Source organism: Parasutterella excrementihominis YIT 11859, assembly GCF_000205025.1.
GTDB lineage: Bacteria > Pseudomonadota > Gammaproteobacteria > Burkholderiales > Burkholderiaceae_F > Parasutterella > Parasutterella excrementihominis.
In genome coordinates, this window is the sequence record NZ_GL883721.1 from 1 (window position 1) to 19,460 (window position 19,460).

Genomic DNA, 19,460 nt, shown 5'->3' on the forward strand with positions numbered 1-19,460 from the left:
CATATAGTACAAATAATTGAGAAACCTTTAATAATATTACATATGCATGTTGAGTATTATCCAATATGTAGCTTTGTCAACTAGAAAATAACGGTCAGATTTGCCAAATACTATGAGCAACAATACTTGGCGAAATAGGGAAGGCTTTCTCAGTCATACAAACAATAGATGCGTTTTCAGCAAGATCCGGAAGAAGATCCTCAGCTTTATTGAGCCATTTTGCATCATGAGTGTCGGGTGAAGTTTTAGACTTAATCTCCACGCAGCTGTACTTCCCATGGGCATGAATGATTAAGTCAATTTCCATTCCGGTGTTGTCACGGTAAAAATAAAAATTAGCTTCTTTCCCGTTGTGAGCCCAGCTTTTTTTAATTTCGTTAACGATGAAGTTCTCAAAAATATTTCCGGCCAAGTAAGAGTTACTTAACACTTTCCCATTTTGAAGATTAAGAAGATGGCAAACCAATCCAGTATCAGTGAAGTAGAGTTTGGGACTTTTCACTAATTGTTTTCCAACATTATGAGCATACGGACGCAGTAAATGAATAATGCCGGACGCTTCAGCAATTGATAGCCACCTTTTAACCGTGGGCTGTGATACTCCAACTTCCTTGGCTATCTCTTGAAGCCTGAGTTCTTGGCCAACTCGTCTGGCAATAGTGATTAGAAATTTTTCGAATTCATCAAACTTCTCTATGCCGGATAAGCTTCGGACGTCCCTTGAAAGGTACAAGTCTACTAATGATCTAAAAAAACAACTTCTCTCTGTTTCGGTCGCTTTCTTTAACTCCGGCCAAAATCCTTGGAAAACAGCATTCCAAGTATCAGCAGGATCAAGAATGGGGAGATTTGATGAAAGAGAAAAACTAGGAAGGTAAGGCTTTTGTTCCAGACCTTTCCCTGCAATTTCATAAATGGAAAAAGGCCACAATTCGAAATTCATTAGTCTGCCCGGCAAAGCATCCGACACCTGCGACATTAAAGATAGTTTTTGCGAACCGCTCAACCAATACAGGCCTTTTTCAGATCTTGAATCAACTGAAATTTTTAGAGCTTTAAAAATTTCCGGTACACGCTGAACTTGGTTAAAGAAACAAGGGGGAGGATTAAGCTGCAGGAATTGGAGCGGTGCGTTTTTAGCCGATTCCAGATTGTTAATATCGTCAAAACTTATGATGGTTCGCTTATCGGACGACAACTGTTTCAATAATGTACTTTTGCCAACCTGCCGCATTCCTGAAACCATAACGATCTTAAAGAATTTGGAGGCTTCTTCAATAACGGGCTGGATCGTGCGTGGTAGGTAATTCATAACAGGAGCTCCCTCATACTTATCAAAAGTATAAGTATTGGTGAAATTTTATTCAATGTCCGTATCAAATAATATTTAATATGAATGTTCAATAAAATTTGATATATATCAAATAAAATGTGAACGACGTTTTCCTAATTCAAAAAAGCTTGCTAAACACCAAGGAGTCGAAAAATAGCCTCAAATCTACGGATCAGAATCCGGGCACCGACTGCCTTTTCAAAGAAGCCTAGGAAAAAATATCTAACGCTCAGCTTATTAACCACACAGGTCAGGATTTCTGCCTAGTGGGTATTTTGTTTTTGGCTAAAAACCGCTAGAGTGTCGATCATAATTATTCACCCGACCAAAAGGCCCAACATGATCGACAAGGCAACCAGAGAGAAGATTATTTCCTTAATTCATCGGGAGGTTGTGCCGGCGCTGGGATGCACTGAACCGATTGCAGTATCACTGGCAGTTGCCAAAGCAACCGAGCTCTTAGGTATGCAGCCTGAAGAAATCAACCTTGGCCTTAGCGGGAACATCATTAAGAACGCAATGGGAGTCGGCATACCGGGAACCGGGATGATCGGGCTTCCGATCGCAATCGCCCTTGGAAGTCTCATTGGAAAATCCGAATACGGTCTCGAGGTCCTCAAAGAAGTCTCCCCAGAAGCTGTCGAAAGAGGAAAAGCTTTTATCGAGTCGGTTCCAATCAATATCAAACACTTGCCGGACTCTCCTTCTAACCTTCATGTTGACGTTGAGGTCCGAGCGCAAGGTCATTCGGCTAGGGCGGTTATTTCGCGAGAGCACACGCTCTTTGTCCTCTTGGAAAAAGACGATGAGGTGATTTTTGCGGAAGAAGAAGGTTCCGGGAACGGTGATGCTCAAGACGCAGATGATGTACAACTGAATTTCAGAATGGTTTTTGATTTTGCGACGACGGCTCCGTTAGAAGAAATCCGATTTATGAAAGAAGCTCAGAGACTTAACGAAGAGGCCGCGGAGTTCGCATTAAAAGGTGACTACGGTCATTCCCTTGGAGCAATGATCCGGAACAACGGAATGAAGTACATGGGCGATTCAACCCTGGCCCATATGGTTGAATTTACTTCGGCCGCATGTGATGCTCGCATGGGCGGAGCAACCGTTCCTGTGATGTCTAATTCCGGCAGCGGCAACCAAGGAATTACCGCGACTTTGCCGGTAGTTGTTTTCGCTAAAGATATGAACGCGAGCGAAGAGCAGATGATTCGGGCCTTGACACTTAGTCATTTGACCAGTGTCTACATCAAGCAAAGTCTTGGGCGCTTATCGGCCCTTTGCGGCTGTGTTGTAGCTTCGACCGGAGCATCTACTGCTATCACTTGGCTAATGGGCGGCGGATATGAAGACGCGTGTGCCGCCGTCAAAAATATGGTAGCTAACTTGTCAGGGATGCTTTGTGACGGAGCCAAGCCCGCCTGTTCCATGAAAATCTCTTCAGGTGTTTCTACTGCTCTGATGTCTGCGATGCTGGCGATGAACGGCCGCTGCGTATCTAGCATTGAGGGAATCGTCAGCGAAGATGTGGATCAGACGATTCACAATCTCACCTTAATCGGTAAGGAAGCGATGGTCGAGACGGACCGTCAGGTTCTCGAAATCATGACCCATAAATAGGGGATAAGAGCCAAGCTTGGAGTCGGTATTTCTCCCTCCAAGCTCTCATACATAAGAATTATTTGGCTTCTTGCAGTTTATTCAGTCTCTCGAGCGCCAAGTAGCTGAAGAAAGCTCCTGCCGGAATCAATGCTTTGTCATTGAAGTCAAAATACGGGCTGTGAAGAGCTTCTTTGTGTTCCGAGTCTTTCACTCCGATAAAGAAGAAACAGCCCGGCAAAACCTTTTGATAGGAACTGAAGTCCTCACTGATCATGTAAGGCTCGGCAAGTTCAATGACATTTTGAGCACCGAAACAACGATCTGCCGCTTCCTTTGCATCTTTTGTGAGTTCGGGATCATTATTGACGGCAGAAACGCGGCGTTCATAGACAGTTTCTGCTTTGATGCCGTAGGCCGCGGCGATGCCTTGAGAGCGCCGTGTCAGCTCTTCCTCAATTGTGTCTCGAATGGATTCGTCAAAGGTTCGAACCGTGCCGATCATTTTTACAGAGTCGGAAATGATGTTGTAAGCGCGTGATCCTTCGGTATTAAAACTGCAAACAGAAACAACAGCGGATTTAAGCGGATCCAATGTGCGCGAAACTAAGCTCTGCAGAGCGTTATAAATTTCTGTGGCAACCGGCAGCGGGTCTTTGCCGAAATTCGGACGTGCACCGTGTGTCCCTACACCGACGACGCGAATGGAAAACAGATCGCAGGCAGCCATGGTCGGACCGGCTTTGAAAGCGATCGTTCCGACATCTAAGGAAGGTTCGTTGTGCGCGCCGTAGATCTCTTTAACGCCGTATTTTTGGAAAACGCCGGAGTCAATGACGCTTTGAGCGCCGGCAACATTTTCTTCGTCTGCTTGGAAGATGCAAAGAATTCTTCCGGGGAAATCACGATGTTTGACCAGATAGATAATGGCAGCGATCAGCCAAGTCTGGTGGCCGTCGTGTCCGCATGAGTGGGCATTTCCATTTTTGGAAGCCCATTCGCATCCGGATTTTTCTTCGATCGGGAGGGCATCGATATCGGCTCTAAGAGCCACCGTTGCTCCGGGCCTATTGCCTTCGATCAAAAGGAATCCGCTTCCAGGAGAGGTTTCTGTATCTAATCCCGAAATTCCGAATTGTTCAAGAATGGATTTGATGCGGGCAAGCGTGCCTCGTGTGTTGAAACCGACTTCGGGATTTTCGTGGACGGTTTTGCGGAAGGAGATCAAACGAGATTCGTATTGTTGAAGCTCCTGACGAATGCTTTCTGGATCTATTGTGTTTTTCATTTTCAGCTGAGATAGCTTTATTAAATAAAGCGTCATTCTCGGAAGGTCGAGGCCGATAGTCAAGAGCACGACTAATTGTTGAATTAAAAGAGCTGATGAAAATGTCTAACTTCAATGTTTCTGTGCAGAAGTTGTGTGTTGATTGCCTATCACTTTTGGTTTGATGTTTCTGGAGAGAAAAAGTGAAAAGGGAAAAAACGCCGTGAAATCAGATCAATTTGGAAGAAAAAACTAATCGAAAATACTCATTCGCTTGTTGTTTCAAAAAAGAAATTCTTCAACTTGTGAAAGATAAAATCAAAGAAGAAGAAAAACTTTATTGCCTTGAGCCTGATGGGGACGAGTCTTTTGTAGAGGGTGTAGTTGGAACATTCGAGAAGTTTTTCCTCCTTCATAGGTTTTGCCTGTGAGGCTAATTGATGAAACAAACCTTAAATCTCAAATAAAGGAGGGTGCCTTTAGAGCGCCGGAATGATGTTTACTTCGATGTATTGGTATCTTTTCATCTGCCTTTTATTCTTCGGAATAGGCGACTTCCTTGGCGTTGCCACAAAAGCCAAGGTTTCTGCAGTGTTCGTGAGCTTAATGCTCTTTTTAATCGCTTTCATGGCCGGGTGGATTCCTCCCGACATCATTAAGAAAGCCGGCTTGGATCAGATCGCTAAATGGTCTGTGATTCTGCTCGTGTTCTCCATGGGAACTACCATTAACATGCGTGAGCTGATTGCCGAATGGCGCACGGTTGTGACGGCCCTTTTGGCAATGGGCGTCATTATGCTCGGCGCATTTTTGATGATGCCGTTTATCGGTTACGAAAACACTATGGTCAGCGTGCCTATCGTGACCGGCGGTATCGTTGCAACTCAGATCATGACAAGCGGAGCGATGGAACATGGTTTTGCTCTGGCGGCAGCATTGGGTACGATCGTTTTCGCAGTGCAGAAATTCATCGGTACTCCGTTAGCCAGTTACTTCGGACTCAAAGAAGCTCGTTTCTTAATCGATGAATACCGCAAAACCGGTGTCGTACCACAAGATACTTATGCACCTAAGAAAGAATCGGCTGCCGGTCCCACTTTCTTTGAAGGTCACAAGAAGTACTACGGCCAGTTCACTTGTTTAGCGATTACAGCGCTTTTCTCTTGGATCGCCTTTGTAATCGGCAAATGGACAGGCCTTTCTGCAACAATTTGGGCCTTGATCTTGGGCGCTGCTGTCGGCAGTACCGGTTATCTGCCTCGCAATATTCTGAAGCACGCCAATGCCGGCGGTTTACTGAACTGCGCTGTTTTCTGTGCCATTATCCCGTCGCTTGCCACGATTAAACCGGAAAATCTCTTGACCCTGTCTTACTCAATCTGTGTGATTTTCGCGATTTCGATCTTCTGCATCATCGTGTTCTTCAAGTACCTTCCCTTGTGGAAGATCATCGGTTCCAAGAACGTTGCCGTCGGCGTTGCTGCCTGCCAGTTAATTGGTTTCCCGGCTACCTACTTGGTCGTTAATGAAATTATTAACGCCGTTGCCGAAACTGAGGAAGAAAAGAAGATTATTCATGAACGCTTGATGGCGAAATACCTCGTTGCAGGCTTCGTGACCGTGACAACCTTCTCCGTGATCGTTGCCGGCATCTTTGTGAAGTTCATCTGATCCCGATTTCAAGGTTAGGAAAGAAAACATGATTAAATTTGATCCTCAAAATTATCCCTATCCGTCCAAACGCAACGTGGTCTATGCTCGCAACGGCATGTGCAACGCTGGGAATCCGCACGCTGCATCCGCTGGTCTTCAGACTCTTCTGAAAGGCGGCAATGCAGTGGACGCAGCTGTCGCAATGGCCAGCGCTATGCCGGTTGTGGAGCCAACCGGCAACGGTTTGGGTGCCGACTGCTTCGTAATCCTTTGGTATGAAGGAAAAATGTACGGCCTGAACGCTTCGGGTCCCGCTCCTAAGTCTCTTTCCGTTGCTGCACTAAAGGACAGAGGATTTGAAAAAATTCCTTCTTACGGCGTTGAACCGATTGATGTTCCGGGTGCGGTTGCAGGCTGGATGACGCTTCATGAACGCTTCGGCAAACTTCCTTTGGAAGAAGTGATGGCACCTGCCATTCGCTACGCAGAGAAAGGCTATCCGGTGACTCCGAATATTTCTCGTCTCTGGCAGGAAGCTTTCGAAAACTATTCCAAATATCGTGATCGTCCTGAATTCCAGGGCTGGTTTGATACATTTGCACCCAACAACACTTGGCTCAAACCCGGCGAGATGTTCCGCTGTCCGGATATGGCTAAGACATTGAAAGAAATCGCTGCTACCAAGGGCGAAGCTTTCTACCGCGGAGCCATTGCCGAAAAGATTGATGCTTTCTTTAAGAAGCACAACGGCTTCTTAACCAAGGAAGACCTGGCTGCTTTCAAACCTGAGTGGGTTGATCCGATCAGCGTGAACTATCACGGGGTGGATGTATGGGAGCTGCCGCCTAACGGGCACGGTATTACCGTTCTGATGGCCTTGCAGATTCTTAAAGATATGAATCTTGCTGAAAGAGATTGTGCCGACACAATGCACAAGCAGATCGAAGCAATGAAACTCGCGATGGTAGATACAGCTGAATACGTCGCGGAACCTTCTTTCATGAGAGTTTCTGTTGATCAGCTTTTAAGCGAAGACTATGCTGCCAAACGCCGCGCATTGATTAACGATAAAGCCATCATGCCGGAACCGGGCGATCCAGGATGCCCGTCTACCGTTTACTTCTGCTGTGCAGACGCAGACGGCAACATGGTGAGCTTTATCCAGTCCAATTTCCGCGGATTCGGCTCCGGCATCGTTGTTCCGGGCACCGGCATTTCTTTGAACGACCGTGCAGAGAATTTTAAATTTGACGAAAACCATGCTAATGCGTTGACGGGAGGCAAACGTCCGTACCACACCATTATTCCGGGATTCCTGACTCAAGACGGAAAACCATTAGGACCGTTCGGAATTATGGGCGGATGGATGCAGCCCCAGGCTCATGTTCAGGTGGTTATGAATATGATTGATTGGCACCTGAATCCTCAGCAAGCGCTTGATGCGCCACGCTGGCAGTGGGTCGGTGGTAAGAAAGTCGAAGTGGAGCAAGAAACTCCCAACTACATCATTCGCCAGCTTCAGCGAATGGGACACCAAATCGTCGTCCAACCTGATCCTTATCATATGGGTCGTGGTCAGGTCATTCTTAGAGATGAAAACGGCGTGCTTTGCGGCGCAACCGAGAAGCGTACCGACGGACAGATCATGTCCTACTAATCAACAAAGGTCTCGATGCCAAGGCGTCGGGACCATTGATTCAGGATCCGGTTCTTTAGCGAGGCCCGGTTTTTGTTTGAAGATTAGATAATTAATTTAACGTGACCGTGTGCGTTTAAACGATATCGGCGCTCGGTTCCGTCAGACAGGTTTGACACCTTGAATACATAGGCTTCTGGATCTTTCGCTTCCGGCAGCTGCTGAAGGGCTTTTTCGATAGCAGCTTCAATTGAACGGACACCGGAGACTTTAACGGTTCCGATGACATCTCCGTTTTCCTTGAAAACTTCTACCTGATCGATACTTTCGAAATCTAATCTATTGTTTGGCATGACTCTCACTCCCAGCCGAGTATTTAGCAGGAGAATTATCAGGCTCTGCGGACAACAATCTGAGTAATCTAACCAATTGTGAGCAGGAAGCTGTCAGGACGGCTTTCTTATGAGAAGTGATTACCGAGAATATAAGTGAAAAGGCCGCCTGATGAAACCGGCGGCCTATAACTCATAAGCCTACTTATTGCTCAGAAGCGGCGCCTTCACCGGCGATTCTTCCGAATGTGAAGATATCTGCAATAGCATTTCCGCCAATACGGTTGCTTCCGTGGATACCGCCTGTGACTTCACCGGCAGCATACAGACCCGGAATCACATTTCCGTCGCGGTCCAGTACTTGAGCTTTCGTATTGATCTTGGCCCCGCCCATTGTGTGATGACGGCACATACCGATCGGACCCGCATAGAACGGGGCTTTTACGATCTTGTGACTCAGCATAATCGGGGTACGGCCGAGAGGATCTTTCTTGGAATCAACCATTGCGTTGTATTCATTGATGGTCGCGACCATAACTTCCGGCGGTACTTTGATGAGTTTGGCGAGTTCTTCAATCGTGTCTGCTTTGAACAAGGTGCCGTTTTCCAGAGCACGATGGTTCATCTCGTTGTAATACTCGTTGTTCTTATCGAAGCCGTCTGTATCGCATACCGGGAAGACCGTTTGATCGGTTTGAGCCAAAGTGGCGTCACGAATTACGTCACGGCGAGCATCTTCGGCAACATATCTCTTTCCTTCCTTGTTGAGGAAGATGGTGTATTCGATAGCTTGGAAAATATCAGCGGTGTGTTTGTAGCCGGGAGCAGTCCACGGAATGCACTGGATGTAATCCAAACCAACGGCTAAACCTCCGATACCTTGGATATATTTGAGTACTTCACCGGTAGAGCCTGGCTGGTTCGTTGTGTTGAGTTTTGTCAGACGCGGGTCAAAGTAAGAGCACATTGTCGGGTTTGCAGCGAAACCGCCTGCTGCGGCAACGACGGCCTTGTTGGCTTTCCAAAACTCTTTCTTGGCGTCTTTGAGTTCAACTTCAACGCCTAAGACACGGCCGGAGTCCGGTTTCTCACGAATGATCCCGATGACTTTGTGGTTAGTCAGAACCGGAAGACCGATCTTGTTGGCGTAGTTCATGCAGGCTTTGATGTAGTCTCCGCCGCTCTGACCGACAGGATTGCGGCAACGAGGCCACAGGCCGCCATAGATTTGGTAGATGCCGGGTTTGAACTGCACGCCGACTTTCTTAAGCCATTCGACGCTTTGAGGAACGTTTTCGCACAATGTGGCGACAAGAGCAGGGTCGGCGCGGAAATCGCCCGCAGCCATCGTTTGTTTGGTATGGAGCTGAGGAGAGTCCTCAATGCCTGCTTTCTTGTAATCTGCTTCTACGGCCGCATTCAAGCCGCCTCCGCTAACCATAGTATTGCCGCCTGGAATGGAAAGTTTTTCCAGAACGACAGCATTTGCGCCTTTTTCCTTGGCGACGATGCCGGCAGAAAGACCGGCACCGCCGGAGCCGATGACAATGACGTCATAGGTTTTATCCCAAGTGGTGGGCGTCGAGCAGGGATTTGCTGCATGAGCGAATGTGGAAATGGAGGCGGCAGCAGAGGCTGCACCCCCAACAAGAAATGATCTTCTGTTGAGTGTCATCCTATTCTCCTCGGAAGTAGGTGATTTCAGTCTACGCTTTCATACAAAAGAGACAATTAGGGTTAAGTCCCTTGCGTGCTAACGAATTTGGGTATTTATTTTTTGAACAAAAATAGATAATTAAGACAAATTGTTAGTCAAAATTTCATTTGACGGTGAAATAGCCCTGTAAAAGCATTTACTTTTGCTTCAATAAAGAAAAAAGTGAGTTTTGATGGTTGAATTTTTAAATCCCCCTAATTTTCTTTTTAGGACTAGATAAAAACACGGAGATCTCAGATTTTTTAGTCAGTTTTAAAATGACTGAGCAATCAACCTCATTATTTCTACTAAAAATTAAGGCTCAAATGTCCAAGGCACTCCACATTCATTCAAAAGACAACACCGCTGTCTGTACCTCAGAAGTCAAAGCTGGAGAAGAAGTCGAAGTCATTGATTCCGATGGTTCCAGAAGCTTCATCAATGCAGTAAGTTCCATTCCTTTTTGCAACAAGATCGCGTTAATCGATATCCAAGAAGGAGAAGAAATTTTTAAATATGGCGAAGTTATCGGCAAAGCGATTGCGTTCATTCCTAAAGGAACTTTGGTGAATCATCTCAATATCGCGAGCCAGCCGCGTTCCTACGCTGAAGAGTACGTATTAAAAGGAAAATACAAATGAAATTTTTAGGCTTCAAACGAAAAGACGGCTCTGTCGGTGTACGTAATCACGTTCTCATTCTTCCTTCCTGCGCGTGCGCGTCAGAAACTTGCCGTGTGGTTGCTTCTCAAGTTCTAGGGACTAAAAACGTCATTATCAATGTCGGCTGCTCTGATGTCACAGCAAATACAGAAATGACTCAGCGAGTGCTGACAGGATTTGCGCTAAACGCTAATGTTTTCGGAGTTGTCGTTATTGGACTTGGATGTGAAACTGTCGGGCATCGAGAGCTCGCAGAAAAAATCCGCATGTTGTCCGATAAACCGGTCGTTTCTTTCGGAATTCAAGAAGAAGGCGGAACCATCAAAACAGCAGCTCTTGCCGTTGAGGCGGCTCGGAAAATGGTTGAAGAGGCAAGCAAGCTGCAAAAAGTAGAGTGTGATGCTTCAGATCTTTTTGTTGCGATCGAATGCGGCGGATCGGATGCAACCAGTGGGATTGCGTCCAATCCGGCAGTCGGGAGTATGGCCGACAAAATCTATGATCTTGGCGGCATAACGATGATGAGCGAAACCGTTGAGTTCATAGGCGCTGAGCATGTTCTCGCCAAACGCGGGGAAACACCCGAGATTCATGATCAGATTATTCGTATCTGTGAAGAGTATGAAAAACATCTCGCCCTAGCTGGGCAAGACTGCCGATCCGGCCAGCCTACGCCCGGTAACAAAGTTGGCGGTTTGTCGACAATCGAAGAAAAAAGTCTCGGTTGTATCCATAAGGGAGGAACTCGTCCGGTTTCCGAGGTTCTCCAAGAAGCAGCGAGGCCAACTAAGAAAGGTGCTCTCATTATGGATACGCCAGGGTATGACATTTCTTCTGTCACGAGTATGGTCGCCGGGGGCGCGACGATTGTGGTCTTCACAACCGGCCGAGGCACTCCGACCGGCCATGCGCTAGCTCCAGTAATTAAAGTTACTGGAAATCCATTGACTGCGGAAAGAATGAAAGACAATATGGATATTGATGTTTCCGGTATTTTGGAGGGAGAAGAAACGATTAACCAGGCCGGGGAGAGAATCCTGAAAGAAGTGTTGGAAGTCGCCGGCGGCAAGGTAACAAAAGCAGAGGCTTTAGGCTTTTCTGATATCGCTGTTGATCATGTTTGCCGTTATATCTAATTTTGCAAAAAACATGGACGACTAAAAAATGCGCCCGGCAAGTTGCCGGGCGTCTGATTAGTAAATGAGGTTATTGATTGACAGTTTCAGGCTGATCCCAGACTTTGATTTCCGACAGTTTTCCTGTGTATTTAGTTACGCTGACAAGACCTGAAGAGGCAACATTGCCGCAAGCTAAATCAGATGTAGGAATATCCATAGTCAATGTATTGGAGTTGCCATGAATGTCCAATAAAGTGCCGTCAGTCATCTTGACGGGCTCATACCAGGCACCGTGATGAACAACAACCGTGTCTTTTCTGATTCTGTCCGTGACATAAGCACCGGCTAGTAGCGCACCGCGGTCATTTTTAACCAGAACGATATCTCCGTCTTCAATACCGAGTGATTTTGCGTTTTCCGGATTGATCCAGATCGGTTCGCGCTTCAAAATATTTGCAAAATCATGGCTGGAAGTACCGTCAAGCTGGCTGTGCATACGATAGCGACTCTTACAGGCCATATATGCAAGCGGATATTTCTTGTTAGGTGTATTGAGGCCCTCGGTCGGCTCTAAATAACTCGGATGACCTAAACAGCTCTTGTAACCGTAACTTGCTATCTTGGGACTGTAAATCTGAATTAAGCCGCTTTCCGTACCAAGAGAATTTCTCTTCGGGTCCTTGCGGAAATTAGCGAATGCAACATAGTCTCTTTCCTGCGGACGCACGTCATAGAGGAAGTAGCCTTTCTTCCAGAAGTTTTCAAAGGATGGCAGCTTGACTCCCATCTGTGCTCCGAACTTCCTGGACTGCTCGTAAATGAACTTAATCCAATCCATTTCGCTTCTTCCCTCTGTGAATTGGTCTCCGCACCCCATTCGTTTGGCTAATTTACTGAAGATCCAATAGTCGGGCTTAGATTCATATTGAGGCTCGATTGCCTGCTGCATCGCAACGATACCGTCATTGGAATAAGTTCCGATATTGGTAATATCGTTGTGTTCGAACTGGGTTGCAGCGGGTAAGACAATGTCCGCATGGCGAGCAGTAGCAGTCCAGCACGTGTCTGTTACTACGACAGTCTCAGGAATCTTCCATGCTTCCAGCAGTTGATTTGTCGAAGGCTGATGAGCGAAGGGGTTGCCGCCGGCCCACATTACCATCTTAACTTCAGGATAAGTGACCTTTGTTCCGTTGAAGTCGATCGTTTTTCCTGGATGCAGGAAGCAGTCTACAAAGCGGGCGACAGGGATTACCTTGCTGCCTTTCCAGGCCTTGTTGTAAGGAAGGACAGGTTCGACCGAAGCAGGCACGCCTCCGACAAAAGGACCGTAAGCAGCAGGGGATCCTCCGCTTGAATATTGATAATTTGTCCCTATCCCGCCTCCAGGCAATCCGATCTGTCCTAAGGCTGATGCTAAGGCAAAACCCATCCAATGGGGCTGTTCGCCGTATTGAATGCGCTGAATCCCCCAGCCCATCATGATCATAGTGCGGTTTTCTTGAAGCTCGTGTGCTAAAGATTTGATTCTTGATTCAGGGACACCTGTCACTTTGGATGCCCAAGCAGGAGTTTTCTCAATACCGTCAGTTTTACCCATGACGTACGCATTGAATTCTTTCCAACCGGAGGTGTACTTATTGATGAAGTTGTGATCACATTTCCCGGTCTTTTCCAGCTCGTGGATCATGCCTAGCATCAATGCACAGTCAGTACCCGGAATCGGTGCAATCCATTCACTGTTGAGATATTCTGCGGTGTCTGTAGCAATAGGGTTGATGGAGATGGTTTTGATGCCGGAATCTTTGAGGGCTCTAAAGTAACCGGCAGCGTTATGCAGAGTAGTTACCCAATCAATATCATCTGTGACGAGGGGGTCTGCTCCCCAAAGGACAACACGTTTACTGTTTTTAAGAACATTATCCCAGCTCGTGGAGGTGGGGTCCGACATGCCGACCACATAGGGCAAGATACGGCCAATGGCTGCCGTTGAATAGCTGTTAGTGGTTTGGATGAATCCGCCGCAAAGGTTGAGTAAGCGCTGCTGCAAATTTATGGCCGCATTGACCTTACCGCTGGACATCCAACCGTAAGAACGACCGAACATCGCGCTCGGGCCGAAATCAGCGTAAATACGTTTCATCTCATTGGAGACCAAATCTAACGCTTGATCCCAAGAAACTCTTACCCAGCGGTCAGTGCCGCGTTTTTCTCGAGAGGCGGGACCATCTTTTAAGTAACTTTCCCTGACCATCGGATAATGGATTCTTGAGGCAGAATAAGGCAAATTGCAAAGACCGTTAATATTCGGAGAAGGCGCGTAGTCGTACTCAAACGGGTGAAGTGCCACCATTTTTCCGCCGCGAACCTGAGGACGGACGATGCCCCAGTGACATGCCGTAATGCATGATCCTTCGTTTAGCGGAGATTTTCCGAGAGAGAAAGTCTCTGTTAGGCTAAGGTCAGGAAGCGGCTCCGGCAATGCTGGGTATTTGGCAGCGCTTTTAGCTCCAGCAGGATAATCTTTAAATTTTTCTGAAACACTGGGTTTTTCTTGTGCCGACACAGTGTTGGAAAGGGCTGCGGCACCTGAAGCCGCGGCTACGGCAAGAAAAGAACGTCTAGAAATAGAAGTCATAAATTGTGTCCTCTAAAGGGAGAGGTCTCATTTTTTGGGGAGAGACTTCCGTAAATTATAAAGATTCTTAACTAAAGTTGCCTTGGGGTTCTCCTTAATTTTTGAATAGCTTTTCACCCAAAAATTAGGCATTTTGTCTATAAAAACAAGAAGTTCTTGGCGTTAATTTTCATTATTAGCGGGTGTTGATTCTCGGCTCATCGTTTATTACAAAACTAATTGAGAAAAAAAGCTCTCTGAGATGAATTGATCTTAGAGAGCTCAATTAGAAAAATATATTTTTTCTTAATCAATAGCTAAAGCGCCTTGATTGTTTTGGGTTTCTTCTACAGCTTTATCTTCTGCAAAATAATTATTAATTGAAGAAATAACTTCAGAAGTGTGCGCTTGAGGCTTTGTTATAAACGAAACGCTAACGAAAATAATCAAAGAAATAAGCATCGAGCAGAGTGCACCCGAAAATCCGAACGGCGAGACTTTGAAGATAAAAGTCATAGATACCATGCAGATTTCACCGATAACGATCGAAGCGATGGCTCCTCCGCGGCTTGCTTTCTTCCAGTACAAACCGCCGATAACAGCTGGAACAAGGACGGCAACTCCGCCGTTAGAAAGTACCAACAGATCAGCGAGGGCTGTTGGGCGAGTTAATGCAAAAACAACCGATGCCAAACCGATAATCAAAACACCGATCTTTGCGACGTTGTAGAGCGTGTTTTCATTGGCCTTTTTGTCCACGAATTTTTTGTAGATATCGGTCGCGACCATCGTAGAAGTTGCGTGTAGCTGGGAATCTCCGGTGGACATGGCTGCTGCGAGGGCTCCGCTGATGATTAGTGCAGCAAATACAGCAGGAGTGTATTTAAGCAGCAGTTCTGGGAAAATCGTATCCGGGGCTGCGATATCAGGCATTAAAAGTCGGCCGATCATCCCGACGCAAGGCGTAAATACGTAAATCATCGTCAGATAGATAGACGAGAAGACGGCTGACCATTTCATGACGTTAAGATTTTTTCCGGCGAAAAAGCGCAAGGTGACCTGCGGGAACATCATCATGCCGAATGTAATGACGATCCAGCGAGAAACCCAGTCCTGAGCGGTTACGACGCCGTTTGGCCCCGGCATTGTGAAGAGTTCCGGCGTATGAGAGAACGCTGCTTGGTAGGCATCTGCAACGGATGGGAAATTTGCAAGGATAACCCAAAGCGAACCGCCGAGTAGGCCGGCGAACTTAAATACCCCTTGAGCGGCGTCGGTGATGGCAACACCTTTCATTCCGCCTAACCAGACCAATACGATCATGATGGCAAAGAAAATTAATGCGCCAACGGTATAACTCAGCATGCCTCCGGAGATCGTTTGGAAAATGTAGCTGCATCCAATGGCTTGAATGGCAACATAGGGGATAGTAAAGACCATCGTGATGAGCGTTACAAGAATGCCTACTGTTTTCGATTGATAGACGTCAGAGGCGTAGTCCGACACGGATAAATAACCGTAGCGTTTACCCAGATACCAAAAGCGCCGTCCCCAAACCCAGAAGAGGACGCCCGGAAGAACTGTCCATAATCCGTTGCACCACCAGCCGATGCCGTTTTTGTACGCGAAGCCTCCAGCGCCCATAAAGGCATAAGCACTATGGTAGGTTGCTGAGAATGTCAGTGTCAGAATGAAGATGCCAAGCCCACCGCCTGTGGCAAAGTCCTTGATGTTTTTCTTATCTTTTTTGGAGGCATAAAGCGCAATACCTAAAAGTACGGCGATATAGACGGCTAAAATCACTAATCCGATATTCATTTGGACCTCCTACAGTTCAGGCCGCTGCACGGGCACGATGGGTTTTTGGTCCTGCCGACAATCCCACGCTTTGAGTTTGTAGGCAGCAATAATGAAGTCGGCAATCATGACTAAGAACCAGAATTCAAGCCAAATGTACATGGTTGGCCAGCCCAATAAGAGCGGATGTTCTACGCAATAGTCGTTAAACCAAAAGACAATCGGCGGATTGACCATAAGGACGCTGACGATCAGCACCGCATAAAATAACTTGTGTCCGGATAGTTTCATAATATTCTCCTTGGGCTAAGCGTTTTGGAGCTGCTCAACGACGGAGACCAAGTTTTTAACTAGGTGATCGTGATAGATCTGGCCGCGACGTGCATCCGATTTAGAAGGTTCCCCGGTACATCCTCCGGATTTTTTCGCGGCTGCTCTTGCATGATCAATCGTGCTCGGAACATAACAAAGTGTGTCATGTTCGTAAGTCGGATCGACGGAATAGAGCGGCGTATCCTTGATGGGATTATCCACAGCCTTTTCCAAGTGAACCATGTCCGGGTAGCGAGCCATCATATGAGAAGTTTCGACCTCTTCGGCATGTCCGACCGGCCCGAAGCCCAGTTCCTTCACAATATCCTTGCTCATGTAAGCCGGATCAAAAATCTTGACTGTGCAGCCAAGCTTGCTCTGAGCTCTCTGTGCGCAGATCTGCATCCAAACAACGTTCACGATGCGATGACCGTTGATCAGAATAATCTTATTCAGACCGTGAGCATTCAAGGATTCGATGATGTCGTAGGTCAATTCAGACAGTACTTCGGGTCGGATGGTGACGGTTCCGGGAAGCACCATATGATGCGGGCTCCAGCCGAACCAAACGGGCGGAGTCAGGACTGCACCGGTTTTCTCAGCAGCTTCTTCAGCTATTGTCATGGCAACATAGGTGTCTGTGCCCAGAGGGAGGTGGTAACTGTGCTGTTCGACACTTCCGATCGGGACAATTGCTACGCCTTTTGATTTGACGATAGCCTCTTTTGCTTCTTCCCAGCTTTTGGTTTGCAGCCAAGCGCTCATTTTTGTCTCCTAGGTTTGAGTTTTTCTTATTAATAATTTAATGAAGGGAAACAGTAAATTAAGAGGTACTGATAGCTTTTTTGCGTGACATACAAAGAGTTAATCAGCAGTAATTAAAGTGTGAACATGTTCACGGACAACCTCCTCAAATATCCCGCTTCCTAATGGCCAAATAACCTCTGTACATGTAAAGGTGTAATTTTTGTTAAACTCACCCGACTTTTGAAATCCCTAATGGAATGATCAGGATATTTTGAAAGTATTTGAGACAAATGCTTTGGCTTAGGTTTCCCATCTATCTGCCTCGTTAAATTGATATTTGTCTCTGGGATGAACCGATCACAATTGGAAAAATAATGGAATTTTTACAGCCAATTTTGGCATTTATAGCGCTTTTGATTATATGGCTAAGACCCAAAGCAGAGAATTGGGCTTTTACTGCTATGTGGCTTGGCTGGCTTCTTATGATTTACCTATATGTCGGGCATACATCCGGTGCTCTGTTAGGCAACATGAATCTGTAGGAGACATCGAACGTCGGAAAACAAAAATATTTCTTTAGATACCTCAAGAGGCACTTTCTTCTATTTCTTTCTCTGCACTGCTACAGCCATTGTTTTCTCTTTCCGTCATATCGCTCCACACTTAGCCCGAGATTTGGATCAAGGCTTTGGCTTAATGGTCCTTGGTGTTCATACATATTTTTGGGCTGAGGTTGTTTTTTGGGCCCTCATTATTCTCCTCGGAGTCATGTTCTTTTTTGCACCTAGAGTATTAGGTCCGGCGAGCGAAAACGGTAATAATTGGCGCACCCTGAATTGCTGGGGCTAATGGCTAGTCCTTGAATATCTATTCAAACCTGCACATACTCACCTCCCTTTTTTTGTGTGTGGGGGGGGGTGAATGGGAGAGAAATTCACAATTTGATGACTATCGGAGAAATCGCCGGATCATTCGGAGTTTGTGTGGCAACCGTAAGACGATGGTGCAAAAACGGCAAGTTTTCCCGAGTTATCAGGACTATTAAAAATCAAAGGCGTTTTGATCCTGATGAAGTCCATGAAATGCTTCATCCTACCCGCGGCAAAAGGATCATGGTCGGATATGCAAGAGTCTCAAGCTATGATCAGCGCTCGGATTTGACAGCCCAAGCCGAAAGACTCAGCCAATACGGATGTCAGCCGGTCATTAAGGATCTCGGAAGCGGACTCAATTGTAAAAAGCCGGGGCTAAAACGCTTATTGAAACTTCTTTTAACAGGGCGCGTCGGTGCATTAGTTGTCACCCATGATGACCGACTGCTCCGATTTGGCACGGAGTTATTTCATCGCTCGCCTCATGGGCATCCGTATAGGCATCTTAGATGAGCCGGAACAGCAGCCTTTCGAAACGGAGCTCGTCAAGGATGTTATTACCCTGATGACAGTCTTCTGCGCTCGTCTTTACGGGAAGCGATCGTGGAAAAATAAGGTAAAGGAAAATACGGGTATAAAAAACTTAAGTTTTCGGTAATATCTAATTATTACTTTATTTTTACCCCTAAATGCCCAACCTTGAGCGAACACTTGTGCGTCAGTTTGAGATGCCCAATGAAACAGATAGAGCTGCATTGGATCGGATGTGTTCGTCGTACGTATTTGTGGCATCAAAATTTCTTTTTGCCTTTCAAACGAGAGAACTTCGAAGGGAGGTAAAGGACTTTCGCGCTTTTCGAAATAGATTGGTAACTGCTCTGAGCAGGAAATCTGTTGAATTTAACCAAAAACTCGCAGGCTTGCGAGCCAATGGGAAACAGCAGAGGCAACTCTCTTGACTTTGCTCAGAGAACTCAAAGAGACTTCGGGTCCTCATCTTCAGGCGCGTCACTTGAAGCTGGCCTTGGAAGAGACTTCTAAGATGGCTCTGACGCATTGGAAAAGCGTCATTGCAGAATCAAAGAAGGAACTTGCAGATACGTTAAAGCGTTTTCACGATCAGGATCGTCACTACGCGTACTGGCTTCTTTGCGGCATAAACCGCCAATTCTTTGAATTGCTAGACGGAAGAATTCCGGTCCCGAATCCGGAAGTTTCTTTTGATCGGAACTATTGCCTCAGCTATGAACGACCTCTTTCTTTGAAGACGCTCCGGTGCATCGCCGGGATTGTCAGGCGGACAGTCAATAGAGTTCGAAGAAACAGCGTCTGCTATCCGAGAACGAAAACTTTTCACAACCGAATTGACTTTGATTCAAGCTGCTATACGGTCAGATCAGCAGAAGATGCTCAACTCCTTGAGCTTATGTCATTGCAGCCCGGTAAAAGGATTTCTCTTCGGCTTAAAGGTAAAAGCAAAATCCGCGGAACGCTCCAGCTGATACGTGATACTGCCGGCACTTACTCATTAAGAGTGTACGTACCTCAGCAGTGTGAAGAGAGAAGAAAGACCGGCAAAGTCGTTGGAATTGATCTCGGGTATACCGAGATGATGGCAACGAGTGAACAGGAACTTCTTGGGACGGATCTGGGAAAGTATTTTTCTGCGATAGCTGATAAAAGAGGAAAGAACAGTGAAGGCCGAAACCGAATGCACGCGCTCTTTCGCAGCCTTCTGAAAAAGTCAGGCAAGAACAATCTCGCTAAGGCAGAGCGGATTAGAAAACATAACCTCGGCAGAAAGAAGCAGCGG

The 19,460-nt window shown here is 46.5% G+C and carries 15 protein-coding genes and 1 pseudogene; 8 read left to right on the forward strand and 8 right to left on the reverse strand.

Annotated features, from left to right (window positions below):
* Positions 1-94: 94 nt before the first annotated feature.
* Entirely contained in the window at positions 95-1,312 is a 1,218-nt protein-coding gene (locus tag HMPREF9439_RS07460) for an ATP-binding protein (RefSeq protein WP_008864383.1), read from the reverse strand.
* A 360-nt stretch (positions 1,313-1,672) separates the two neighbouring features.
* On the opposite strand from HMPREF9439_RS07460, the gene HMPREF9439_RS07465 reads away from it, so the two are divergent.
* Positions 1,673-2,959: an L-cysteine desulfidase family protein gene (locus HMPREF9439_RS07465; RefSeq protein ID WP_008864384.1), complete on the forward strand. Its 1,287-nt coding sequence runs from the start codon at positions 1,673-1,675 to the stop codon at positions 2,957-2,959.
* A 58-nt stretch (positions 2,960-3,017) separates the two neighbouring features.
* On the opposite strand, the gene HMPREF9439_RS07470 is transcribed toward HMPREF9439_RS07465, so the two are convergent.
* Positions 3,018-4,226: a M20 metallopeptidase family protein gene (locus tag HMPREF9439_RS07470; protein WP_118632174.1), complete on the reverse strand. Its 1,209-nt coding sequence runs from the start codon at positions 4,224-4,226 to the stop codon at positions 3,018-3,020.
* Between the two features lie 291 nt (positions 4,227-4,517).
* Between HMPREF9439_RS07470 and HMPREF9439_RS13650 the strand changes: the two genes are divergently transcribed.
* The 3 genes from HMPREF9439_RS13650 to HMPREF9439_RS07480 all read left to right on the forward strand — a co-directional run bounded on the left by HMPREF9439_RS13650 (position 4,518) and on the right by HMPREF9439_RS07480 (position 7,515).
* Complete coding sequence (locus tag HMPREF9439_RS13650) at positions 4,518-4,580, forward strand: MspA/MspB/MIB-like signal-anchor domain-contatining protein (protein ID WP_353772851.1); 63 nt, start codon at positions 4,518-4,520, stop codon at positions 4,578-4,580.
* Between the two features lie 117 nt (positions 4,581-4,697).
* Complete coding sequence (locus HMPREF9439_RS07475; RefSeq protein ID WP_008812305.1) at positions 4,698-5,876, forward strand: hypothetical protein; 1,179 nt, start codon at positions 4,698-4,700, stop codon at positions 5,874-5,876.
* Positions 5,877-5,904: 28 nt separating this feature from the next.
* Positions 5,905-7,515, forward strand: a complete 1,611-nt coding sequence (locus tag HMPREF9439_RS07480; RefSeq protein WP_008812306.1) for a gamma-glutamyltransferase family protein — start codon at positions 5,905-5,907, stop codon at positions 7,513-7,515.
* Between the two features lie 83 nt (positions 7,516-7,598).
* Here HMPREF9439_RS07480 and HMPREF9439_RS07485 read toward each other — a convergent pair whose 3' ends face one another.
* A complete protein-coding gene (locus tag HMPREF9439_RS07485) occupies positions 7,599-7,847 on the reverse strand; it encodes a hypothetical protein (protein WP_008864387.1) in 249 nt (82 codons plus the stop codon).
* Positions 7,848-8,031: 184 nt separating this feature from the next.
* Positions 8,032-9,501, reverse strand: a complete 1,470-nt coding sequence (locus tag HMPREF9439_RS07490) for an FAD-dependent oxidoreductase (RefSeq protein ID WP_008864388.1) — start codon at positions 9,499-9,501, stop codon at positions 8,032-8,034.
* Between the two features lie 347 nt (positions 9,502-9,848).
* On the opposite strand from HMPREF9439_RS07490, the gene HMPREF9439_RS07495 reads away from it, so the two are divergent.
* Together HMPREF9439_RS07495 and HMPREF9439_RS07500 are read left to right on the forward strand one after the other, a co-directional pair.
* Positions 9,849-10,163 (forward strand): UxaA family hydrolase, encoded by a 315-nt coding sequence (locus tag HMPREF9439_RS07495; RefSeq protein WP_240141276.1) that lies wholly within the window; start codon positions 9,849-9,851, stop codon positions 10,161-10,163.
* The gene (locus tag HMPREF9439_RS07500; protein ID WP_008864389.1) at positions 10,160-11,320 is read left to right on the forward strand and encodes a UxaA family hydrolase; all 1,161 of its coding nucleotides are present in this window, start codon (positions 10,160-10,162) and stop codon (positions 11,318-11,320) included. Before HMPREF9439_RS07495 ends, HMPREF9439_RS07500 begins: the two co-directional genes overlap by 4 nt.
* Before the next feature lie 70 nt (positions 11,321-11,390).
* Here the strand turns inward: HMPREF9439_RS07500 and HMPREF9439_RS07505 are convergent, their stop codons facing one another.
* The 4 genes from HMPREF9439_RS07505 to HMPREF9439_RS07520 form a co-directional block, all read right to left on the reverse strand.
* On the reverse strand, positions 11,391-13,940 hold the full coding sequence (locus HMPREF9439_RS07505; protein ID WP_008864390.1) for a molybdopterin-dependent oxidoreductase: 2,550 nt from the start codon (positions 13,938-13,940) through the stop codon (positions 11,391-11,393).
* 285 nt (positions 13,941-14,225) lie between these two features.
* The gene (locus tag HMPREF9439_RS07510) at positions 14,226-15,737 is read right to left on the reverse strand and encodes a sodium:solute symporter family protein (RefSeq protein WP_008864391.1); all 1,512 of its coding nucleotides are present in this window, start codon (positions 15,735-15,737) and stop codon (positions 14,226-14,228) included.
* A 9-nt stretch (positions 15,738-15,746) separates the two neighbouring features.
* Entirely contained in the window at positions 15,747-16,007 is a 261-nt protein-coding gene (locus tag HMPREF9439_RS07515) for a hypothetical protein (protein WP_008864392.1), read from the reverse strand.
* Positions 16,008-16,022: 15 nt separating this feature from the next.
* The gene (locus tag HMPREF9439_RS07520) at positions 16,023-16,793 is read right to left on the reverse strand and encodes a creatininase family protein (RefSeq protein WP_008864393.1); all 771 of its coding nucleotides are present in this window, start codon (positions 16,791-16,793) and stop codon (positions 16,023-16,025) included.
* Between the two features lie 926 nt (positions 16,794-17,719).
* Between HMPREF9439_RS07520 and HMPREF9439_RS13095 the strand changes: the two genes are divergently transcribed.
* Both HMPREF9439_RS13095 and HMPREF9439_RS13480 read left to right on the forward strand, forming a co-directional pair.
* The gene (locus HMPREF9439_RS13095; protein WP_087942000.1) at positions 17,720-18,160 is read left to right on the forward strand and encodes an IS607 family transposase; all 441 of its coding nucleotides are present in this window, start codon (positions 17,720-17,722) and stop codon (positions 18,158-18,160) included.
* A 442-nt stretch (positions 18,161-18,602) separates the two neighbouring features.
* Positions 18,603-19,460: pseudogene (locus tag HMPREF9439_RS13480) on the forward strand (RNA-guided endonuclease InsQ/TnpB family protein); the annotation flags it as partial.

Bases quoted from the DNA above. Each gene is read 5' to 3' on its own strand.
- HMPREF9439_RS07460 (WP_008864383.1), bottom strand. From the start codon at position 1,312: ATGAATTACCTACCACGCACGATCCAGCCCGTTATTGAAGAAGCCTCC.
- HMPREF9439_RS07465 (WP_008864384.1), top strand. From the start codon at position 1,673: ATGATCGACAAGGCAACCAGAGAGAAGATTATTTCCTTAATTCATCGG.
- HMPREF9439_RS07470 (WP_118632174.1), bottom strand. From the start codon at position 4,226: ATGAAAAACACAATAGATCCAGAAAGCATTCGTCAGGAGCTTCAACAA.
- HMPREF9439_RS07475 (WP_008812305.1), top strand. From the start codon at position 4,698: ATGATGTTTACTTCGATGTATTGGTATCTTTTCATCTGCCTTTTATTC.
- HMPREF9439_RS07480 (WP_008812306.1), top strand. From the start codon at position 5,905: ATGATTAAATTTGATCCTCAAAATTATCCCTATCCGTCCAAACGCAAC.
- HMPREF9439_RS07485 (WP_008864387.1), bottom strand. From the start codon at position 7,847: ATGCCAAACAATAGATTAGATTTCGAAAGTATCGATCAGGTAGAAGTT.
- HMPREF9439_RS07490 (WP_008864388.1), bottom strand. From the start codon at position 9,501: ATGACACTCAACAGAAGATCATTTCTTGTTGGGGGTGCAGCCTCTGCT.
- HMPREF9439_RS07495 (WP_240141276.1), top strand. From the start codon at position 9,849: ATGTCCAAGGCACTCCACATTCATTCAAAAGACAACACCGCTGTCTGT.
- HMPREF9439_RS07500 (WP_008864389.1), top strand. From the start codon at position 10,160: ATGAAATTTTTAGGCTTCAAACGAAAAGACGGCTCTGTCGGTGTACGT.
- HMPREF9439_RS07505 (WP_008864390.1), bottom strand. From the start codon at position 13,940: ATGACTTCTATTTCTAGACGTTCTTTTCTTGCCGTAGCCGCGGCTTCA.
- HMPREF9439_RS07510 (WP_008864391.1), bottom strand. From the start codon at position 15,737: ATGAATATCGGATTAGTGATTTTAGCCGTCTATATCGCCGTACTTTTA.
- HMPREF9439_RS07515 (WP_008864392.1), bottom strand. From the start codon at position 16,007: ATGAAACTATCCGGACACAAGTTATTTTATGCGGTGCTGATCGTCAGC.
- HMPREF9439_RS07520 (WP_008864393.1), bottom strand. From the start codon at position 16,793: ATGAGCGCTTGGCTGCAAACCAAAAGCTGGGAAGAAGCAAAAGAGGCT.
- HMPREF9439_RS13095 (WP_087942000.1), top strand. From the start codon at position 17,720: ATGACTATCGGAGAAATCGCCGGATCATTCGGAGTTTGTGTGGCAACC.